This window comes from Thermopolyspora sp. NPDC052614 (assembly GCF_040678635.1).
Lineage (GTDB): Bacteria > Actinomycetota > Actinomycetes > Streptosporangiales > Streptosporangiaceae > Thermopolyspora.
In genome coordinates this window covers 209898-229221 of sequence record NZ_JBFATZ010000003.1, presented here as the reverse complement: position 1 = coordinate 229221, position 19324 = coordinate 209898, and the positions used below count along the sequence as shown (strand labels likewise).

Here is a 19324-nt window from a genome sequence, read left to right as displayed (position 1 = left end):
CACCTTGGCTGTCACACCCTTGTCCGCCCGTTGCCTCACATGCACCATCATGCGGTCTCAGCCGTCTGGCGGGAAATCACCGCTTCCGGCGCGCCCCCCGCGCTAAGGATCTTACGTAGCCGGTTGAAGATCAGCGCGGCGACGAGCAGCTCGCTGGACAGCAAGGCGCATCCGACCGCCGTGATGCCCATGACCGGCAGCAACGCGATCGCCCCCGACAGCACCAGGACGGCGAGCCCGACCTGGACCAGCGCGAGCCGGCGAGCCTCGCCGAGCGCCCGCAGCGCGCTCAAATAAATCTCGATCAGCACTCGGGGCAGCACGGCCAGCGCCATCAGCCGCAGCAGCGGCACCCCGTGCTCGGCGTACCCGGGCCCGAACACCGCGAGGATCAGCGGCGCGCCGACGAAGGTCGCCACCGCGATCGGACCAATGATCATGAAGGCCCGCCGCAGGGCCCGTTGGCAATTCGCGGCGAGCTGCGACCGGTTGAACGAGCCCTCCACGGTCAGCGAGACCGCCATGTTCATCGCCAGTGTCTCGATCATGCTCCCCAGCGTGTGCGCCATCGAGAAGTACCCGAACGTCACGTCGTCGATTTGCGAGGCCACGTACACCGGGACGAAGTAGACGATCGCCAGGATGGAGAACGAGCCGGGGTAGTCGCCGGCGAGGAACCGCCCGATCTCCCGCAGCCGCGGCGGCTTGGTCACGCTCCCGGTCTGCTTCACGTGCCGGGGAACCAGCACGTAGAAGATCAAGTAGTTGACCGGGATCAGCGCGATCGCGGTCGGCACGATCCACGAGACGAAGATGCCCTGCTGCGGCAGGCTGGCCGACAGGGCCACCAGCATGCCCATCTTGACCAGGCCGAAGCAGATGCTGTTGATCGGCACCCAGGTCGCCTTGCGCAGCCCGGCGAGCGCGACGTCCTGCAGCGTGAACACCGACCAGATCGCCACCGAGGCGAGGAAGAACAGCCCCGGGCCGAACCCGGCGAGCGAGGAGTAGTTCGGCCCCCAGATCGGCAGCGTGAGCAGGAATCCCAGGGCCGCGGTGACGGCCGTCGCCCCCGCGATGAGGTAGCTGCGCCCGATCAGCCCGCCGGTACGCCGTCCGGCCATCGGGATGTAGCGGGCCAGCGCCCCGGTGAGCCCGAGCGCGGTCAGGGAGGCGAACAACCGCATCGCGGTGATCACGGCCTGGTTCCGGCCGAAGTCGGCGGCCGTGTAGAAGTGGGTCGCGAGCAGCCAGTAGCCCATGCCGAGCACGGCCGTGATCCCGGTGTTGAACATCAGCGCGTACCCGTTGAGGAACAACGGGTCGCGCAGGTCCTTGGGCAGCCGGGCGCGCAACGCCGCCAACCGCCCCCGAGGCGCCTGCGAGGGCCCCCCGGTAAGGGTCGCGGTACCGCCCGTCGCCGCGACGGCCGCCTCGGGGACATCGGGCTCGGGGACATCGGCCAGGCGGGACCCGACTCGCGTGTTTTCGTCACCGGCCAGCGTCCTCATGCCGCCTTCACCCCCCACATCGATGGACGGCAGCGCCCGGTGGTCGACCGCGCCGCCCCGGTCATCGGCTCGTCCGGCGTCGCGAACGCGCCCGCGGCGAAGGCCCGGTGCGTTCGGATCCTCGCCGCGTCGTCGCCGATCGGATGGATCGTGTTCCGGCCCCATGATGGCGCGAGTCACTTGCGGGCCACTTGCCGCAGGCCGTACCGGGCCCTGCGGACGATCGCGTAGCCCTTGGTAAGGGCGCGTTCCTTGAGGTAGACCAGGGGCACCCCGCGGTCCTCGACGGCCCGGCGGAACTTGCTCATGGTCGTGCCCCATCCCACCGTCAGCCGCGGCAGAGCCAGGATGTCGTGCCGGTCGGCGACGGCGTTGTTCACCGCCGCCGCGGCCTGGTATCCCGTCTCGCGGACCTGCCGCCGCACCCGGGCGCTGGAGTACCCGTAGGGGTAGGCCATCGTGGTGATCGGGCACCCCGCCTTCTCCTCCAGCAGGGCCTTGTTGACCCGCAGCTCCTCGCGCAGCTCCGCGTCGGGTAACTGGTCGAGCTGTGGGTGGCTGTGGCTGTGCCCGCCGATCTCGATTCCGGCCGAGGCGGCCTCGCGTACCTGGGACCAGCTCAGCGTCGCGTCGAGCGGACGTCCGGCGGCGTCGGCCCCGGCGTCGGTCAGCCACCCGGTGGTGACGAAGACCGTCGCCGGGACGCCGTGGCGCTCCAGCAGCGGCAGCGCGATGGAGTGGAAGTCGGCGTACCCGTCGTCGAAGGTCAGCACGATCGGCCGCCGGGGCAGAGCGGCGCCGGTGCCGTTCACCGACGCCACCAGGTCGGCGAAGGTGAGCGGCGTGAAGCCGTTGTCCTTCAGGTAGCCGAGCTGCTGCTCGAACTCGCCGGGATGCACCGCGTGCGGGCGGGTCTCGTCGTTGGGCCGCTCGGTGATCGAGTGGTACATCAGGATGGGGACACGCATCGTGCTCACCTCTTGGTCGCGCGCAGCCGCAGCCGCGCCGTGCCCACCACGTAGCCCCAGGTCGTCCACGCCAGCCCGATCACGATCGCGGCGGCCCTGGCCAGGCCGGCGGGGTCGCCCCGCAACGCCTCCCCGACGTTGCGGAGCGCTCCGAGCGGCAGCGCCTTGAGCGCGTGGGCCCGCTCGCTCGCCAGTCCGTCTCCGGCGCCGACGCTGCTGGTGACCAGCGCCTTCGACAGCCCCTCGGCGTAGCAGCGGGAACGGAAGTAGGCGAACCGCATGCGCGGCGCCGGCACCTTGTGGCCGATCTTCGCACGCGGCTCGTACATCATGATCGAACCGGGCCTGCGCTGGGCCAGCCGAATGCAGAACTCGGTCTCCTCGCAGCCGAGCGGACGGCTCTTACGGCCCTGGACGCTGCGCCCGATGCCGCTGTGGAACCCCCCGACCTCCGCGATGAGAGGCCGGCGGAACGCGGCGTTTCCCCCCATGACGTTGCGGATGGGCGCGCGCCGGGTGGGCATGCCGCGGTAGCTGCACCCCACCGTCCAGTCGAACTCCTCCGGGAACCAGCGAGGCCGCCGTCCGGTCGCCCACAGCGGCTCGGTGAGGCCGCCGACGCCCACCACCGAGCCGGAGGAGTCGTTCATCGCCTCCTCCAGCGCCTCCAGCCAGCCGGGATCGGCCACCGCGTCGTCGTCCAGGTAGGCGACGATGTCGCCGGTGGCGATCTCCGCCCCGGTGTTCTTGCCGCCCGAGAGCCCGCGCTCGTGGGTGTTCTCCACCACGAGCGCGTCGGTGTACTCCTTCTTGAGCTTCAGGTGCAGCTCAGGGTTGTAGTCCACCACCAGGATCAACTCGTGCGGCTTGCGTCGCTGGTCGCGCACGGACTGCACCGCGGCGCGGATGTCCTCCCATCGGTCCTCGGTGTAGACACAAATGACTACGGAAATGCTCATGCCGCGCCTTGATCGGCTGCAGGTGTCGCCGTCGCGGGCTCCGGCCGGACCGTCGCCGGCGGGCGACGCCACTCACGCATGATCGTCTTGAGCACGCGCCAGCCGTCTCGGACGGCACGCAGGTTGCTCTCGCCGTGGATGCGGGAGCGCTCGCGGCTCGGTACCTCCTGAACCTTCAGCCCCGCCTTGGCGGCCCGGATGTTCATGACGGTCTCCACCTCGAAGCCGTCGCAGTCGAGGTCGAGCACGTCCAGGTGCCGGGCCCAGAAGGCGTTGTAGCCGTAGCACAGGTCGGTGTACTGGGTGCCGTAGATCTTGTTGACCAGGCCGCGCAGGATCGTGTTGCCCATGCGGCGGCTGAAGGTCAGATCGTCGCTGCCGCCACCGCTGGCGTACCGCGACCCCTTGACGAAGTCGGCGCCGGTGACCAGGGCGCCCACGAACTGGATGATCTCACGGCCGTCGGTGGAGCCGTCGGCGTCGATCATCACGATGATGTCGCCGGTGCAGGCCGCGAAACCGGAGGCCAGGGCGTCTCCCTTTCCCTTGCCGCGCTGCTGCACAATGCGGATGCCCGGGCGCAGGCGCCGGGCGACGGCCACGGTGTCGTCGGTCGAATGGCCGTCGACCAAGACGATCTCGTGGATCCAGTGCGGGAGCGTCGCGAACACGTGCGGAAGGTTCTCCGCCTCGTTCATGGCCGGAATCACGACACTGACGGTGGGTGAAATCGCCAAATTAGGGGTAATAGGAGTGTATCGGTCAAAGGTCGGCATGTGCCTCAGGGTGCTGATCTGAGGCTTCATGGTGTGCTTGGTGATCTCGGGACTCATGTGTTGGTGGGTCCTTCCGGGCGGTCGTCATCAGCGGGAGACTGCCAACGGACCGGCGCGACTGGACGGAGGGAACTCCATCCCGGTCAGAGACAGCAAGGGTGCACTGTTTTCAGATGTATCGGGAGCGCGTCTGGCTACCGCGCTCCCGAGGGTTCCTCGTAGGTGTCCGACTGGAGCAACGAGGTCCTGACCCGGCCGAACCGTTTGAGGAGACGATCGGCCAGCCGGTAGAGCTGTGGTCGCTCCACCACGATGTTGCGAGCCTTGTTCACCGGCGCCCGCCCCATCCAATGCACCGCGGCCGCCGCCGACGGCCGGGAGACCCGGCCCTCCGCGACGAGCACGGCGTTGTTCTTGAGCCAGCTCTTGTACTCCCGGCCACCCTTGCCCATGTCCACGTACAGCAGGCCGCTGCCCGCCGCGTGCTCGGCCATGTGCAGGTGGTGCATGATGCCCGGGGAGTACCGAGCGAACTCCACGTCGTAGGCCGGGAACCAGCCGACCAGCGCCGTCTCGGTTCGAAGCCCGAAATGTCCGGCGACGGGGGTGTCCCCAGCGTAGATCATGGTCAACACACCGCCGAACCCAGGGGTGTCGAGGGCGTGCATCTCATCGATCAGTCGCACGATCCAGGGCTGGGCGAACCGGTCCACCCGCCCCGTGCGGCGGTACTGGTCCGACTTCCAGCCCAGCAGGGTCTTCATCACCGCCGGGTCGTGGCTGGCCCACTCGAAGCGGATCTCACCCTGCTCGCGGCCGAGCTTGCGCTCCTTGTACCGCACGGTCTTGTAGTTCTTGGGCGAGTTGATCTTCACCTGGTTGATGTAGGGCTCGAACCCCTCGGTGAAGTCCATGATCGGGGCCTCGCGGACGGCGGACTCGAAGGGCTGCCAGGTCGGCTGGCCGGCGACCATGTGGTCGAAGTCGAAGACGTTCAGGCCGCACGCGCGCAGCAGGTGGCGGGCGTCGAGCCGCAGGTCGGGCTCGGCGATCAGCCCGTGACAGGTGGTCAGCCAGGTGCCCAGCGGCTTGCCGATGCCGAAGGAGTGGCGCTCGAACGGCAGGAACCCCACGATGCGGCCGCCGTCCTCGATGACGGCGAGCCGTACATAGGTGCGCAGCCGGTCCATGGCCAGGGCGAACTCCACCGACAGGAACGGGTTGTCCAGCGTCGGTGATGATCGCTGCAGCTCACGCCATCGCGCGAGCTCGGTCTCCCCGAGCTCGCCGGGGCGCGTGATCGTGATCTTCACCTCAGCTCGGCCTTCTGTTCGGTGCGCACACTGCCGCCGTTCCCCTGGTAGAGCGAACGAAGTACGTACATGAATCCTGCCAACACCGCCACGGTTGCCACGCCAGCTCGAGGTGACCACGCGTCAAACGCAAGCATGGCTTGGGCAAGTAAGACGTTTACAACCAGACTTGCCGCAACACCCACCGTTAGCACGGCGAGAGGGTCACGATCACGCAACAGTCCGACGACTGCGGCGGCAGGAACCACCAACAGGAACAGAGTCGTCAAAACCGGGCGCAGGGGCGTGTCGATATCCGCGAGCGCGATCACAGCCCCCGCGACACACGCGACCGCGAGTGTCCACTTGATCACGTTACGGTACTTGGTCATGTCTCCTGGCTCCGGCTGGTAAAGCCCACTTTAGGCGGGGTTGATCGACCTATTCATAGCATCAACCCCGTTAACTACGCGTCAATGGCGACGCTTTGTGCCGCCTGTCGGTTTACCCGGAGCGCCAAAAGAACGTGGTGTGTCCTGCACCACTGCTGTCGTCGCGCCCCATGAACATCCCCCGACTCGGCTCGATCGAACCACCCGCAGATGTTCTCGCATGTGCCGCTTGGCTGGTCCAAAGACTACGGCTTTAGTCGCAGTCTGTCACGGAGCGTGTTGGGGTGTTGACGTATGCGGTATCAAGCATTGCAGGCGGATGTCGGATCACGAGCAATAGATGATAGTTCGTGCGGGTTTGGGCGTTGCCGGTGATCTGCCGAGGAGGGGGTGTGGGTCATCCCGTGGTCATGGGGCGGCGACGTCTCTTCTTGCGTTGATCCGCCATGCCTAGTCCGGATTAGTGGATTTATGATCACAAGGCGGAAGGTGGGGACTAGTTATATATGGCCGGGATGCCGGGACTAGTTCATCGGCGTGGGGCCGGTAAATAGGGCGGGCTCAGCCGCCGGCGGCGTCGCTCGCCGAGGCGCCGCCGGCTTGGCCGTCGGGGACCCGGGACGCCTGGGGGTCGGTGGGCTCGGAGGAGGGATCCTCGTCCGGCTGCGGCTCGGACTCCGGCGGCGTGTCCTCGCCGTTCCAGGAGATCCGGCAGGTGCGGGTGCCGCCGCTCCACTCGAACCGGATGACGCCGCTGCCGGACGCGATCTCGTCGGTGCCGACCGCGAGGCGGGCGCTCGCGCCGGCCTTGAGACGGCCGCGTGCCGGGGTGAGGACCAGGCCGTCGCCGGTGGTGGCGCTCCACGCGATCGGCGCGTTGACCGCGGAGACGCGGATCACGCCGGTGCGGTTCTCGCTCAGGGTCGCGGGGCAGCTCACCGCGAGCCGTGCGACCGCCGGGCCGCGCGTGGCGACCGGCCGGGACGAGGGGCGGGACGCCGGGCGGGTGGCCGACGGCGAAGTGGCCGCGGCGGTCGGCGAGGAGGAGGGACGGGCGGTGCGGGTGGCCTTGGGAGCGTCGGTGCCGGGGCCGCCGTTCAGGTCCTTGTCCTGGTCGCCGTTCTCGTCCGCGCCACCGTCCGTGCCCTCGTCCGTTCCCTCGTCGGTGGTCTCATCAGTGGTCTCATCTGTGGTCTCGTGCTGGGTGTCGGTCGTCGGGTCGCTCGCGGGCGGCACGAGCGCCTGGGCGCGCTGGCCGGCGGTCGAGTCCAGTCCGGCCGCCGCGGCCATGACTCCGGCGACGACGCCGACGCAGGCGAGGGTGGAGATCAGCGTGACGAGCCGCCGGGGCCGCCGCCGTACCACGGGCAGCCGGGTCGTTCTCCGCTCGGCGTCGCCCACGCGGCCGGCCCCGCCGCCTCTGCCGCCGCGCCGCCGGTCCGGCATGATCGGGAAGCCGTCGCGGTCGAAGTGCTCCTCGCCCGGGGCGATCGCCGCCCTCGAAGCCGCGCGCTCGGGGTCGGCGCAGGTGTCGAGGACCCTGCGGCGCAGCGACAGCGGGGCGTACGCCACGGGGACCATCTCCAGCAGGCGCTCGGCGGACACCCGCTTGCGGCGGCCCTCGGTGCACACCTCGCAGGCGGAGATGTGCCGGGCCAGCCGCTTGCGCAGCGGCTCGGTGAGCGGGCCCTCCCACGAGTCGAGCATGGCGGACAGGTCGGGGCAGTGCGCGCGGCCGGTCCGGGCGAGCACCACGGCGGCGGCGGCGTTCTCCAGGTGGTCGCGGGCCTGGGCGACGCGGGAGGCCGCCTGCCGGGAGGCGGCCCCGGCGACGGCGCCGACCTCGGCCGTGCTCAGCCCGTGCCGGGCCGTCAGAATCAGCGCCTCACGCTCGGGGCGGCCCAGCTCGCCGAGCGCCTGGTGCACCAGCGCCTCCAGTTCGGGATCACCGCCGTCGTCGGCCGTCTCGCCCGGGACGGCGACGGCGAGCCGGTCCGTCGTGAGCCCGGTCGTCGTGAGCCCGGTCGTCGTGAGCCCGGTGGTAGTAAGCCCGGTCGTGGTGAGGCCGCGCGACGCTCCGGATGCCGGCCCGGAGGTCTGCCACGCGGCGGCGCCCCGCCAGGTCCTGGACTGCGGAGTCCCGCCGTACGGGTCGGTGTGCGGGCCGAAATCCGTATCGGCGGCCGTCTCCGAGGCGGACCAGGCGGCGGTCGGCATCTCGGATGTGTCGCCGGTCGGCGGCGTGGCGGGGGCGCGGTGGTCGCGAGAGGACGTTCGGGGGGCGCGGGGCCGTACGAGGCAGTGGAAACGGGCCAGGGCGTAGAGCCAGGCGCGCAGGCGGCCGGGCTCCTTGAGCCGGTTGGCCCGGGTGAGCGCGGTGACGATGGTGTCGTGCACGACCTCGGCGGCCGCGTCCTGGTCGCGCAGCAGCGTGGCGGCGTAGTCGCTGAGACGGTCCGCGTAGGCGTCGTAGAGCAGCGACGCCGCGTCGGCGTCGGCACGCCGTAACGATTCGCTCAGCCGGTGCTCGTCGGCGCGGCCGACGCTGGGCCATCCGGGCAACTTTTTTCCTCCCCCGTACGACGGGACATCGCGGCCTCGCGTCGCCGCGAAGCCCTCGCCCCACACGGGTTAGGACGCCGCCCTCCGCATATTGGTTGACACCCTAAAAATCCATACTTAGCCCTTATGACCTGCGAAGACAGTGGTTCGAGTGAGCTATGTGACGGATGGGATCTCAGTGAAATCCGGCGCAGCGAAATGTCGTCCGGGTATTTCCGGCAAAGCGCCAGATGAGAGCGGGAATCGCGTCGGATGAGGACGGAAAACACGTCGAAGGGGGCGCCGCCCGCTTATCGGGTGGCGCCCCCTGCCGCATCTTCCGTCCGTCGTCCGCCTACTGGGTGGTGTCCCCGTCCTTGCTCGCGCTGTCCGTGCTCGCCCCGGTGTCGCAGTTGGGGGCGCACAGACGGCGGGAGATGCCCTCAAGGAAGACCTTGCGGATCTCCAGGGGGCTGCGCGGGAAGTACGCCGCGCCCTCGGTGGCGGCAGCGATCGCGCGCATCTGCTTGCGTCCGGCCGCGTCGTCCGCGCCGAGCGCCACGATGATGATGCTCACCGGCTGCGACCTGTCGTACTCCTGACGCAGCCGTTGCAGGATCTCCGCGTTGGAGATGCCCCCGTCGGGGTCGTCGTTGCCGATGCCGTCGGTGAAGATGATGATCGTGTTGACCTTGTCGGGCTCGTACTCGGCCTTCATCTTCGAGTAGGCCTCGGCGAGGGTGTCGTTGAGGCCGGTGTCGCCGTTGGGCAGGGCCTTGATGTTGCTCAGGTCCCGGATGAGGGCCTCGCGGCGGGTGATGTCGCCGACCTTGCCGCCCAGCGGCCCGATGGGCATGGTCTCCTTGTAGTCGACGCCGCGGCCGTTCAAATGGGTGGAGAAGACCCAGGTGCCGATCTCCGACTTGTCGGGGAAGAGCTTGAGCCCCTCGATGGAGGTCTGCGCGACGAGCTGCATCCGGGTGAGGTCGGTGCCGACGGACTTGGCCGCCATCGTGCCGGAGATGTCGATCAATGACAGGATGCGGGCGCCGAGCTTCAGCCGCGACCAGGCCTGGGAGATCTGCGTCACCGTGGCCGCGCCGGGCGCCTTCAGCGTGCGTACCGCTTTGACGGACACGCCGTTCTCCGCCGTCAGCGTGGCGGCGTCGCCCTTGCCGGACGGGGTGCGAAAGCCGTTCTGCTGAAGGACCTTCTCCGCGGCGGGGGAGCCGAGCTCGTCCTGGAACAGCTTGGCCGCCTTGCCGACCTGGTCGTCCTTGGTGGCGATCACGATGGGGTAGTCGAGGACGAGCGTGCCCTCCTTGGGGTACAGCGCAACGAACGGGGTGTCGGGGTGGTTCTTGGCGTTGTACGCCCAGATCGCCTGCTCGGTCGCGACGCCGACCGGCACCCGCGTTGACCGCTTGGACATGCTCGCGAACAGCCCGGAGGGGGTGCTCACGGTGGACTCGGAAAGCTGCCGCAGCACGCCCACGAGCTGCTCGTTGTCGGATCCGGCGGCCCGCAGCACGCCCGCGCCGGCCAGCAGCGCGCTCAGCCCGGCGGCGTTGCGGGTCGGGTCGAGCGCGAGCACGCGGACCTTCTTGCCGGGGCCGTCGGGGTTGGCGACGTTGGCGGCGACCATGAGACCGCCCCAGCTCGCCCCGCCGAAGGCCTTCTCCAGGTTGGGCACGGCCGTCTTGGGCGCGGTGAGGACCACCGGCGAGTGCGCGACCGAGCCGGACACGTTTCCGGGGATCTTCGCGGTGGCGCTCGCCTTGAGCTTGGTGACCCACAGGCTGGAGTCGGGGATCCAGACGTCGGCGTCGATGTTCTTGCCGTCGGTGGGGCCGGTGCCGGCCAGGCCGTTGGTCACGCTGGCCGAGTCGGCCTCCTTGACGGTGACGGAGACGCACCGATCGTTGACCTTCGCGCGTGAGCGGCTGAACCGCTCGGCGATCGTGGCGATGGCGGGCCGGATGTCCGGGGAGGTGACCACCTGCAGGGCGATCTTCTGGTCGGAGCAGTCCTGGTCCCGGTTCACGATCACGTACGCGCCGACGGCGGCGAGCAGGGCGAGGGCGACCGCGCCGGCGAGCGGGACGATGACCCGTCCCTTGCTTGCACGGCGGCGCGGGGGCGGCGGCTGGTAGTAGGGGTTGTAGCCGCCCTCCGGTTCGTCTGTGCGGTGGCGTCCGCCCACGGTGACCTCTCGTCTCGTGGAGTCGATTCTGTTCTTCCCGACGGTACGCGCCCTGGTTGCGCCGTTGCGGGGGAATCCGCGTAATGCTTACGGAACCATACTCGCTGCATCTAGCGGGGCAAAACCGGCCTTCTCCTGCATATATCACGGAACGTCGCCAAACAGATCCGGATGGTCAGCAATCACGCGATACATCTTGACTGCGGACGATGGCGATGTATCGTAAGTCCTGTAATCGCGATACATCGCGTTGACCGATGTCCGCCCGCAGGAAGTTGCCGCGCATGTCCATGGCCGTCGAGACAGTTGAGAAGACGGCGGCGGCGGTGCCGGGGCCGCCGCGATCCGCCCGGCCGGGCACCCCCGGCGACCTGGTGTTCGCGGACGTCGTCGATCCGTCGGACGCCCGGAGCGCGCTGCGGGACCTCGACTGCGTCAGGGCGGTCGTGCTGCGCGGCGGCAGGTGTCAGGTGTGGGCCGAGCCCGGCACGGCCCGCCTGGTCGTCGACGCGCTGCGCCGGCAGGGGTTGACCATCGCGCTGGTCATCCTTCAGTGGCAGCAGGCCTCGCCGCGCCACGCCCTGCGGCCCTCGTGCACCGCCGTCGCGGCCAAGGCCAGCGCCGCCAGCGCGTCCACCCACCACCAGCCCAGGGCGTTGAACGCCAGCCCGGCCAGCACCGCCCCGGCCATCGCCGCGCACAGCAGGTTCTGGGTGCCCTCGCCCCTCGTCGCCGGGGAGCCGAGCCGGGCGCCGAGGCGGCGCTTGGCCACGCCGAGCAGGGGCATGCTTACCAGGCTGATCGTGGTCACCGCGATGCCGAGCGCGGTCGGCTCGGGACGGTAGCCCAACGACACGTCATAGGCGACATGGCCGATCAGGTACGGCGCCAGCACCCAGAAGCTCACCGCGACCAGACGGCGCGCCACCCGCTCGGCGGCCGGGGAACGCAGCCGCGAGCCGGTGAACCGCCACACCACGATCAGCCCGGCCATGCCCTCCACCAACGCGGAGACGCCCCACCCGATCAGCGCGACCGAGTGGGCCTCGAACCCCGCGGCCAGTCCGAGGCCACTCTCCGCGACGAGCCAGCCCAGTGTCACCAGCGAGAGCGTGCGGGCCAGGCGCGCGTCTCTCATCCACATGTCGGCTGCTACGGCCGGGCGCGCCTCCGTACGCTGGTCAGGCACCGTGACCCTCCGCTCATCGACACTCCGGCCCCGCGACCTAGAGTGATCTACCCATCACGCTAAGTTTCACACGCCCGGAGGATGCGTGGGGGGTGTTCGCCCGGACCGGTGCGCCTTTCCGCCTGGCCGGACGCGCGGGCCCGAATGGCGGCGTCGCCGGGACCCGCCGGCGCGTCGGTCATGGCCCGTGAGCGCGCCCGGGCGTGGCCGCGGGACGGGCTCGGGCGTCGCCGGGCCGCCGCCGCGCAGGCCATAGGCTTGGCCAATGGCCGACATCGTCCCGGTGAGCGACCCCGCCGATCCGCGCATCGCCGACTACACGCGGCTGCGCGACGTGGAACTGCGCAAGAGCATGGAGGCCGAGCGCGGCCTGTTCATCGCCGAGGGTGAGAAGGTGATCCGCCGCGCCGCGGCCACCGGGTACCCGGTCCGCTCCCTGCTCCTGACGGCCAAATGGCTCGACTCGATCCGCGACGTCCTCGACGGCGTGGCGGCCCCGGCGTACGTCGTCGCCGACGAGGTCATGGAGGGGATCACCGGGTTCCGCGTCCACCGGGGCGCGCTCGCCTCGATGGGGCGCAAGCCGCTCCCGGCCGTGGAGGAGCTGCTGGCGGGCCCTCGGCCGCCGCGCCGGGTCGTGGTGCTCGAAGACCTCGTGGACCACGGCAACGTGGGCGCGATCTTCCGATGCGCCGCCGCCCTCGGCGTGGACGCGATCGTGTTGTCGCCCCGCTGCGCCGATCCGCTGTACCGCAGGTCGATCAAGGTGTCCATGGGCGCGGTCTTCGCCATCCCCTACGCCCGCATGACCGGCTGGTACGACGGTCTGGACCGGCTGCGCGAGGCCGGGTTCCGGATGCTCGCCCTCACCCCCGACCAGACCGTCACCCCCATCGACAAGGCCGTGCTGGGGGATCGCGTCGCCCTGCTGCTCGGCTCGGAGGGCGACGGCCTGTCCTCCCGCTGGCTGCGGGAGGCCGACGAGCGGGTCTGCATCCCGATGAGCCCGGCGGCGATGAGCCTGGGCGTGGACTCCCTCAACGTCGTGGCCGCCGCCGCCATCGCCTGCCACGGCCTCATGCGGTGATCGGATCGTCGGCGGGCCTTTAGACCTGGACGATGTCGAGCAGGCGGGTGGCGGAACGGAACCGGCGGGCGTCGGTGGTGTCGCCGAGCACGGTGCCGAACAGCGTGTGGCCGCCCTTGACGGCGGCGAAGGACAGGCAGAAGCCCGCCGCCCGGGTGAAGCCGGTCTTCAGCCCGAACGTGCCGGGCACCCGGGTCAGCAGTTTGTTGGAGTTCTTCCAGACGTGCGCGCGGTGGTCGGCGGTTGTGGGCAGCCGGTGGCGGGCGGTCGCGGCGATCTCGGCGATGACCGGGTCGGCGAGCGCGACCATGGCCAGGCGGGTCTGATCGCGGGCCGTCGAGTGGCCGCCGAGCGCCGGCCGGGGCAGCCCGTCGACGTTGGTGTAGTGGGTGCGGTCGAGTCCGAGGTCGCGGGCGGCGTCGTTCATCTTGGCGACGAACCGGGCGGTGCCCGGGCCGTAGCGGCGGGCCAGGGCGTTGGCGGCGTCGGCCGCCGAGGGCAGCATCAGGGCGTAGAGCAGGTCCCTGGTGGTGAGGCGCTCGCCCGCGCGCAGGCCCGCGTGGCTCGCGCCGTTGTTCGCCGCGTGCAGTACGTCCTGGCGGGTGATGGTGATCAGGTCGTCGAGCGAGCCCTCCTGGCGCACCACGTACGCGGTCATCACCTTGGCCAGGCTCGCGACGGGCACCTGGCGGTCGGCGTTCTTGGCGTACAGCTCGGTGCCGGTCGTCAGGTCCACCAGGTACGCCGCCTTGGCCGTGATCTTCGGCGTGGCCGGCGCGAGGACGGGCGCCCGTACGGCGGGCGCGAATGTCCCGGATGACCCCTGTGACGCATCATGCTGTGACGCATCATGCTGGGACGCGCCCGCGGGGTGGGCGAGGCCGAGCGGCAGGATGATCGCGGAGAGCGACGTGGTCAGGATCGCGGTCAGGAATGCCCGGATACGCATTCGGTCATGATGACACCGTGATCCGGATCAGGAGGGGAGACCTGCCGAGGTGGTCTCGGACTGGACCGGTTCCGGGGCGGCCCGACGGCGGCGGCGACGCCAGGCGAACAGCGCCACCACGGCGGGCACCGCGACGGCCAGCGCGATCACGGCGAGCACCGGGGACCGCGCGGCCACCTGCAGCCAGGCCCAGATGACCGCGTATCCGCCCACCACCCAGGGCGGCGTCCACAGCAGCGCGCCGAGCGCGCTGGCCACCACATACCACGGGTAGGAGATCCGGATCACGCCCGCGCAGGAGGGCAGGGTGTGGCGCAGCACCGGCACCCAGAAGCAGCCGAAGACGGCGACCGCGCCCCGCCGCCGCACCAGGTTCTCCACCTTCAGAATGCGGTGGCGGCCGATCTTGCGGCCCAGGCGGGACTCGTAGAGCCGCTCGCCCAGTTTGCGGCCCAGCCAGTAGTAGAACTGGAACAGCACGAACATGATCAGCACGCAGACGAGGGCCCACAGCCAAAGCGGCATGCCGAGCACCGAGGAGGCCGTGGGGTCGGGGATGCTCATCGCGCGCCTCACCACTTTCACGCCTACGAGAGGATTAGGGCAGGCTTACCTAATTATTACGTATCGCCCCGGCCTTCGGGGAGCCGGGGCCGCGATCGGCGTGTCACGACCGGAGGCCGGACGGACGTCCGCCATCAGGTCACCGGGTTCGCCGGGCGCGCCGACCGCCGGTTGTGCCGTCGCTGCGGATATGTGTGACCTCACGATAGCCCGTGCGCACACGTCGCCGGTGGAGGGGACCGCTGGGTTCGTCTGCGGGCGAACACTGGTGATCACACGCACGTCGATGGCCTCGGCGACGCTTCGGCCCGTCGAGCACGCCCCGACCATCGCCGCCGACGCCGGGTTCGACGGGCCGGCCTCCGTCCGCAGCATGCGCGTACTACGCGTACTAATCGCGTACGCGCTGGGTACCATCCTGCGTGAGAACGGTTTGGGCGAAATGACGACGATTTGACCACTCCTCCGGGCGACGTGGCCGACGAGTTCCCGAGGGCCGCCGCGCTCCTGGACCGGCTCACCGACGACGATGACGACGCCGACTTCGAATTCGGCCTTCACCTGCTCATATCAGCCATCAGTTCGCTGCAAGCCGACGGCAAGTAGGGCGTAACCCCCCACACGTACACCTTGAGGTGAACGAAGGGGAGTTGGGTCATGAGCATGCGAGACGGCCTGATGTCGGCGGTGGCGAGTGGCGGTGCCACGGCGGCGAGGTTGTTCATCGCCACCCTCGCGTTCACGGCCGTGTACGTCGGCGCCGAGGCGGCCTCCACGGCGCACACCACCGCCGAGCGGCCCGCCACCGTCCACCTGATCTCGTCGGACGCCCGCCCCCTGCCGGTCACGCTGGAGGCACGGCCGAAGCCGGGCCTGGTCACGATCAGCGCCGTGTCGGCCGAGACCGGGGCGTCCGAGGCGTCCTGCCGCCGCGCCTACCAGGCGCAGACCCTGGTCACCGCCGAGAACGGCGTCGCGGTCTACCAGTGGCGGCTGCAGCGCTGGAGCGACACGTCGCACTCGTGGCGTCCGTACATGTCCGCGTCCGCCGGCTTCGCCGACACCACCCGGCCGGTGCGGTGGCGCCCCCAGATCGTCGCCAACCCCGGCTGGTACCGGGTCGAAATCAAGGTCCAGCCCGGCGGCACCTACCGCAGCGAGGGCTTCGAGGTGACCTGCTGACCCCTGCTTGTGGCCCCCCGGGGCTCACAGGTGGTCCAGCGCCTCCTGCGCGGCCGTGACCCAGCGGGGCACGCCGACCCGTTCGGCGACCGCGAGCGCCTTCTCGTAGTGACCGCGCGCCGCGTCCGTGCGGCCCAGGTGCCGGGCGAGGTCGCCCAGGGTCTGCGCGACCGGCCACAGCGCGACCACGCCGGTGCCCGCCCCCGCGATCCGGTCGGAGAACGGGGTGAGGGTGTCGTACGCCTCCTGCATGCGCCCGTTGTCGTTGATCAGCATGCCCGCCAGGGCCCGCCAGGTCATCGCCAGCTCGTACAGGAAGTCCGGCCGTACGGGGGTGCGGACGGCGGCGATCGCCCGGGCGTCCTTGACGTGCCCGGCCGCGGCGAGCGCCAGCGCGTAGGCGTCCAGCGTCCACTTGGCCTTGCGCTGGTGCGCCTCGCCGAGCGGCTCCACCATGTCGGCGGCCCGGCCCTCCACCAGGGCCAGGCAGAACGAGGTGATCAGCGGCAGGTCCTGGCGGCCCTCCAGCATGCCGGCCCGCGCGGTGAGCCGGGCGGCGTTGCGGTAGGCGGCCTCCGCGCCCGGGTAGTCCCCGGCGATCATCAGGCGCTGCCCGGCGTACCAGGCGGCGACGGCGGCCGGTGCGGGCAGGTCGTACTGCCGGGCGAGCGCCTCGGCGGCGGCGATCTGCTTGTCGGCCTCGGCGAAGTCGCCGCGCGCCGCCGCGCACTCCATCAGCACCAGGTGCGCGAGCGCCTGCACCGCGGGCTGCCCGCTCGCCTGCCCGACCTCGACCAGTTCGCGGCCGATCGCCTCGCGCTCGCCCACCGCCGGGATCCCGTACGACTGCCGCAGCCGCCCGCTCAGCGCGGTGGCGAGCAGGGCGGGGTCGCCGCTCCGCCGGGCCAGCTCCTCGGCCTCAAGCGAGGCCTGCTGGCCGCGGTTGGTGCCGGTGTCGGAGCCCTCAAGCTCCAGCGCGAGCGTCGCCAGCAGGCTCGCCCGCAGCGACTGCTCGCCCGGCGGCAGCTCGACCAGCGCCTTCTCGGTGACGTCGACGATCTCCCAGGCCGTACGGGTGAAGTCGCGCGCCATGCCCTTGTGCGGCACGGCGAGCGAGGCGGCGAGCCGCGCGGTCAGTTCCAGATCCCCCAGTGGCAGCGCCGCGTCCATGGCCTTGCGGCGCAGCGAGCGCGCCGCCGCCATGTCCCCGGCCAGGGCGAGGGCCTTGATCTGGCGTAACTGCAGCCGTAACCGCTCCTTGGGGGCCGCGCCGTCCGGATGCGCCCGGTCGAAGGCGTTGATCGCCTGCTGCCAGAGCTGGGCCGCCTCGCGGTGGGCGAAGCGGCGCTCGGCCTGCTCGGCGGCGAGCCCGGCGTAGTTGACCGCCTTCGCCGCGGTCTCGGCGGTGCCGGCCGCGTAGTAGTGGTGGGCCAGGGCCGCCACGTCGGACGGCGAACGTTGCTCGATCACCGAGGCGACGGCGGCGTGCAGCCGCGAGCGGCGCAGCCGGGAGGCGTCGGAGTACAGGGTGTCGCGCACCAGGGCGTGGTCGAAGCTCAGTATGCCCGGGCCCGGCTCGGTGATCAGCCCGGCGAGCAGCCCGGCCTCGACCGCGTCCACGACGGCGTCCTCGTCGCCGGACACGTCGATCAGCACGTCCACGTCCACGACCCGGCCGATGACGGCCGCCTGCAGCAGGACCTGCTGCGCGGTGGCCGGCAGCCGGGTGATGCGCCGCCGCAGTACCTCGCGCACCCCGCTCGGCACCACCGACATCAGCTCGGCGGCGCTGGCGCGGCCGTCGACCTGCTCGGCGTCGAGCAGCCGGGCGGTCTCCCGGACGAAGAAGGGGTTGCCGCCGGTGCGCTCGACGATCGTGTGCACGGCCTCCTCGTCCACGTCGCGGACGCAGGTCGCCCGGACCAGCTCGGCCACCGCCTCGCTGTCCAGGCCCTCAAGCGCGACGCGTACCGGCCCGAGGCGCGCCAGTGCGGCGAGCACCTCCGACTGCTGGTCGTTCAGCTCGTTGTCGCGGCAGGTCACCACGAGCAGCACGCGGCTGGCGGCGACCAGGCTGGGCAGCGCCCGCAGCAGGGCGAGCGTCTGGTCGTCGGCCCAGTGCAGGTCCTCCAGCGTGATCAGCAGCGGGGCCTCGCGGGCCACGGCCGACAGGTAGCCGCCGACCGCCCGATGCAGCCGGAAGCCGCCGCCGACCTCGTCGTCCTCGTCGGCGGGGGCCGCGTCGTCGAGCAGCGGCGCGAGCAGCGGGCCGTACTCGCCGGCGCCGATCCGGCCGACGAGCGAGCGCAGGATCTCCACCCAGGCCCAGCCGGGCGGGGTGGCGGTGCTGTCGGGACAGCCGCCGGAGGCGGTCAGCCAGCCGTCGGTGGCGAGCCGCAGGCCGAGCTGCCGGATCAGCGTGCTCTTGCCGGCGCCGGCGTCGCCGTCGACCACGGCGAGGCTGAACCGGCCGGCCAGCGCCTTCGGCGCCGCGCCGAGCAGCGTGGTCAGCTCGTCGTCGCGGCCGACGAACGGCTCGGGCTCAAGCGGCGGCAGGTCCTGGGTGACGCCCGAGCCGAACGGGACCTCGGCGGGGCGCGGCGGCCAGGTCGAGGACAGGTCCGGCACGCGCCGGGCCGGGGCGACCAGGTCGAGGCCCGGATCCTGGGCGAGGATGTCGGACTCCATCTTGCGCAGCGCCGGGCCGGGGTCGATGCCCAACTCGTCGGCGAGCGTGTTGCGGGCGCGGCGCAGCGCCGCCAGCGCGTCGCCCTGCCGTCCGCACCGGTAGAGGCCGAGGGCGAGCAGCCGCCAGCCCTCCTCGCGCAGCGGGTGCTCGGTGGTGAGGGCCTCCAGGTCGGGCACGGTCTCGGCGTGCAGGCCCATACGCAGCCCGGCGTCGGCGTGCCGCTCGCGGGCCACCAGGCGCAGTTCCGACAGGCGGGTCACCTCGGCCTCCGCCCACGACTGCTCGGCGAAGTCGGAGTACGGCGTGCCCCGCCACAGGCCGAGGGCGGTCTCCAGACCGGCGCGGGCGGCCTGCGGGTTGTCGGCGTCGAGCCGCTCTCCGGAGCCGCGGACCAGGGACTCGAACTGCAGCGCGTCCACCTGCTCGGGGGCGGTGCGCAGGGCGTATCCGGAGGCGACCGTCACCAGCAGCCGGTTGGGTCCGCCGCGCGGGCGGCCCGGTTCCAGCACGCGCCGCAGCCGCGAGATGTAGACCTGCAGGCCGGACTGAGCGCCCTTGACCGCGTCGTCGGACCACAGGTCGAAGATGAGCGTGTCGACGGGCACCACCTGCCCGCGTGCGACGAGCAACCGCGCGAGCACGGCACGTTGCCGCAGCCCGCCGAGGTCGAGCTCGTTGTCTCCCTCGTAGGCCTCGACCGGCCCGAGAACCCGGAACGCCACCATGTCAGCCGCCACGCTATGCGTGCCCGTGAAGCGCGCACAAGGTATTTGACAAGGCCGACCTGCCTATCGTTGCTCGTCTGCCCGCGTGTTTCCTGCCGTTCCGGCGGGGCCGGACGGCGGCGAGTGCCCACAGGTTATCAATAGCGGGATCTCCGCTTGGTTGGAGTTCGGTTGACGCCGCGTTGTCGGCGATTCGAGCCGCGTAAACGAGCCAGGTGAACATCGGGCGATCGCGGACGAAGGGCACCACGTCCGTCGGCATCGGCGTGCGGTCATCCGCCTGCTTCGGCTGGCCCG

Annotated in this window: 16 protein-coding genes; 4 read left to right on the top strand and 12 right to left on the bottom strand. The window is 71.0% G+C overall.

From position 1 onward, the window contains the following. Window positions 1-47: 47 nt before the first annotated feature. From AB0K60_RS07665 to AB0K60_RS07625, 9 genes are all read right to left on the bottom strand, one after another. Window positions 48-1511, bottom strand: coding sequence for a hypothetical protein (locus AB0K60_RS07665; RefSeq protein WP_364049735.1), 1464 nt, complete (start codon window positions 1509-1511; stop codon window positions 48-50). Between the two features lie 176 nt (window positions 1512-1687). Then, entirely contained in the window at window positions 1688-2479 is a 792-nt protein-coding gene (locus tag AB0K60_RS07660; protein WP_364049733.1) for a polysaccharide deacetylase family protein, read from the bottom strand. Window positions 2480-2484: 5 nt separating this feature from the next. After that, the gene (locus AB0K60_RS07655) at window positions 2485-3438 is read right to left on the bottom strand and encodes a glycosyltransferase family 2 protein (RefSeq protein WP_364049731.1); all 954 of its coding nucleotides are present in this window, start codon (window positions 3436-3438) and stop codon (window positions 2485-2487) included. Further along, the gene (locus tag AB0K60_RS07650; protein ID WP_364049729.1) at window positions 3435-4271 is read right to left on the bottom strand and encodes a glycosyltransferase family 2 protein; all 837 of its coding nucleotides are present in this window, start codon (window positions 4269-4271) and stop codon (window positions 3435-3437) included. The genes AB0K60_RS07655 and AB0K60_RS07650 overlap by 4 nt, the downstream gene beginning before the upstream one ends. Window positions 4272-4408: 137 nt before the next feature. Then, entirely contained in the window at window positions 4409-5527 is a 1119-nt protein-coding gene (locus AB0K60_RS07645; protein WP_364049727.1) for a GNAT family N-acetyltransferase, read from the bottom strand. Next, window positions 5524-5898 (bottom strand): hypothetical protein, encoded by a 375-nt coding sequence (locus AB0K60_RS07640; protein WP_364049725.1) that lies wholly within the window; start codon window positions 5896-5898, stop codon window positions 5524-5526. Before AB0K60_RS07640 ends, AB0K60_RS07645 begins: the two co-directional genes overlap by 4 nt. Window positions 5899-6459: 561 nt before the next feature. Continuing rightward, on the bottom strand, window positions 6460-8460 hold the full coding sequence (locus tag AB0K60_RS07635; protein ID WP_364049723.1) for a sigma factor: 2001 nt from the start codon (window positions 8458-8460) through the stop codon (window positions 6460-6462). Window positions 8461-8794: 334 nt separating this feature from the next. Beyond that, window positions 8795-10642: a substrate-binding and VWA domain-containing protein gene (locus tag AB0K60_RS07630; RefSeq protein WP_364049722.1), complete on the bottom strand. Its 1848-nt coding sequence runs from the start codon at window positions 10640-10642 to the stop codon at window positions 8795-8797. 550 nt (window positions 10643-11192) lie between these two features. After that, window positions 11193-11786 carry a cation transporter gene (locus AB0K60_RS07625; protein ID WP_364049720.1) on the bottom strand — a complete coding sequence of 198 codons (594 nt, stop codon included), beginning with the start codon at window positions 11784-11786 and terminating at the stop codon, window positions 11193-11195. Window positions 11787-12096: 310 nt separating this feature from the next. Between AB0K60_RS07625 and AB0K60_RS07620 the strand changes: the two genes are divergently transcribed. After that, window positions 12097-12918: an RNA methyltransferase gene (locus AB0K60_RS07620; protein WP_364049718.1), complete on the top strand. Its 822-nt coding sequence runs from the start codon at window positions 12097-12099 to the stop codon at window positions 12916-12918. Between the two features lie 19 nt (window positions 12919-12937). Here AB0K60_RS07620 and AB0K60_RS07615 read toward each other — a convergent pair whose 3' ends face one another. Both AB0K60_RS07615 and AB0K60_RS07610 read right to left on the bottom strand, forming a co-directional pair. Continuing rightward, on the bottom strand, window positions 12938-13867 hold the full coding sequence (locus tag AB0K60_RS07615) for a serine hydrolase (protein WP_364049716.1): 930 nt from the start codon (window positions 13865-13867) through the stop codon (window positions 12938-12940). A 27-nt stretch (window positions 13868-13894) separates the two neighbouring features. Beyond that, entirely contained in the window at window positions 13895-14431 is a 537-nt protein-coding gene (locus AB0K60_RS07610) for a VTT domain-containing protein (protein WP_364049714.1), read from the bottom strand. Between the two features lie 268 nt (window positions 14432-14699). Between AB0K60_RS07610 and AB0K60_RS07605 the strand changes: the two genes are divergently transcribed. The 3 genes from AB0K60_RS07605 to AB0K60_RS07595 are packed head-to-tail and all read left to right on the top strand — an operon-like array spanning window position 14700 to window position 15613. Beyond that, on the top strand, window positions 14700-14888 hold the full coding sequence (locus AB0K60_RS07605) for a hypothetical protein (RefSeq protein WP_364049712.1): 189 nt from the start codon (window positions 14700-14702) through the stop codon (window positions 14886-14888). Beyond that, a complete protein-coding gene (locus AB0K60_RS07600) occupies window positions 14885-15037 on the top strand; it encodes a hypothetical protein (protein WP_364049710.1) in 153 nt (50 codons plus the stop codon). Before AB0K60_RS07605 ends, AB0K60_RS07600 begins: the two co-directional genes overlap by 4 nt. 51 nt (window positions 15038-15088) lie before the next feature. Then, complete coding sequence (locus AB0K60_RS07595) at window positions 15089-15613, top strand: hypothetical protein (RefSeq protein WP_364049708.1); 525 nt, start codon at window positions 15089-15091, stop codon at window positions 15611-15613. A gap of 24 nt (window positions 15614-15637) precedes the next feature. Here the strand turns inward: AB0K60_RS07595 and AB0K60_RS07590 are convergent, their stop codons facing one another. Continuing rightward, entirely contained in the window at window positions 15638-19027 is a 3390-nt protein-coding gene (locus tag AB0K60_RS07590) for a BTAD domain-containing putative transcriptional regulator (protein ID WP_364049706.1), read from the bottom strand. Window positions 19028-19324: the final 297 nt, after the last annotated feature.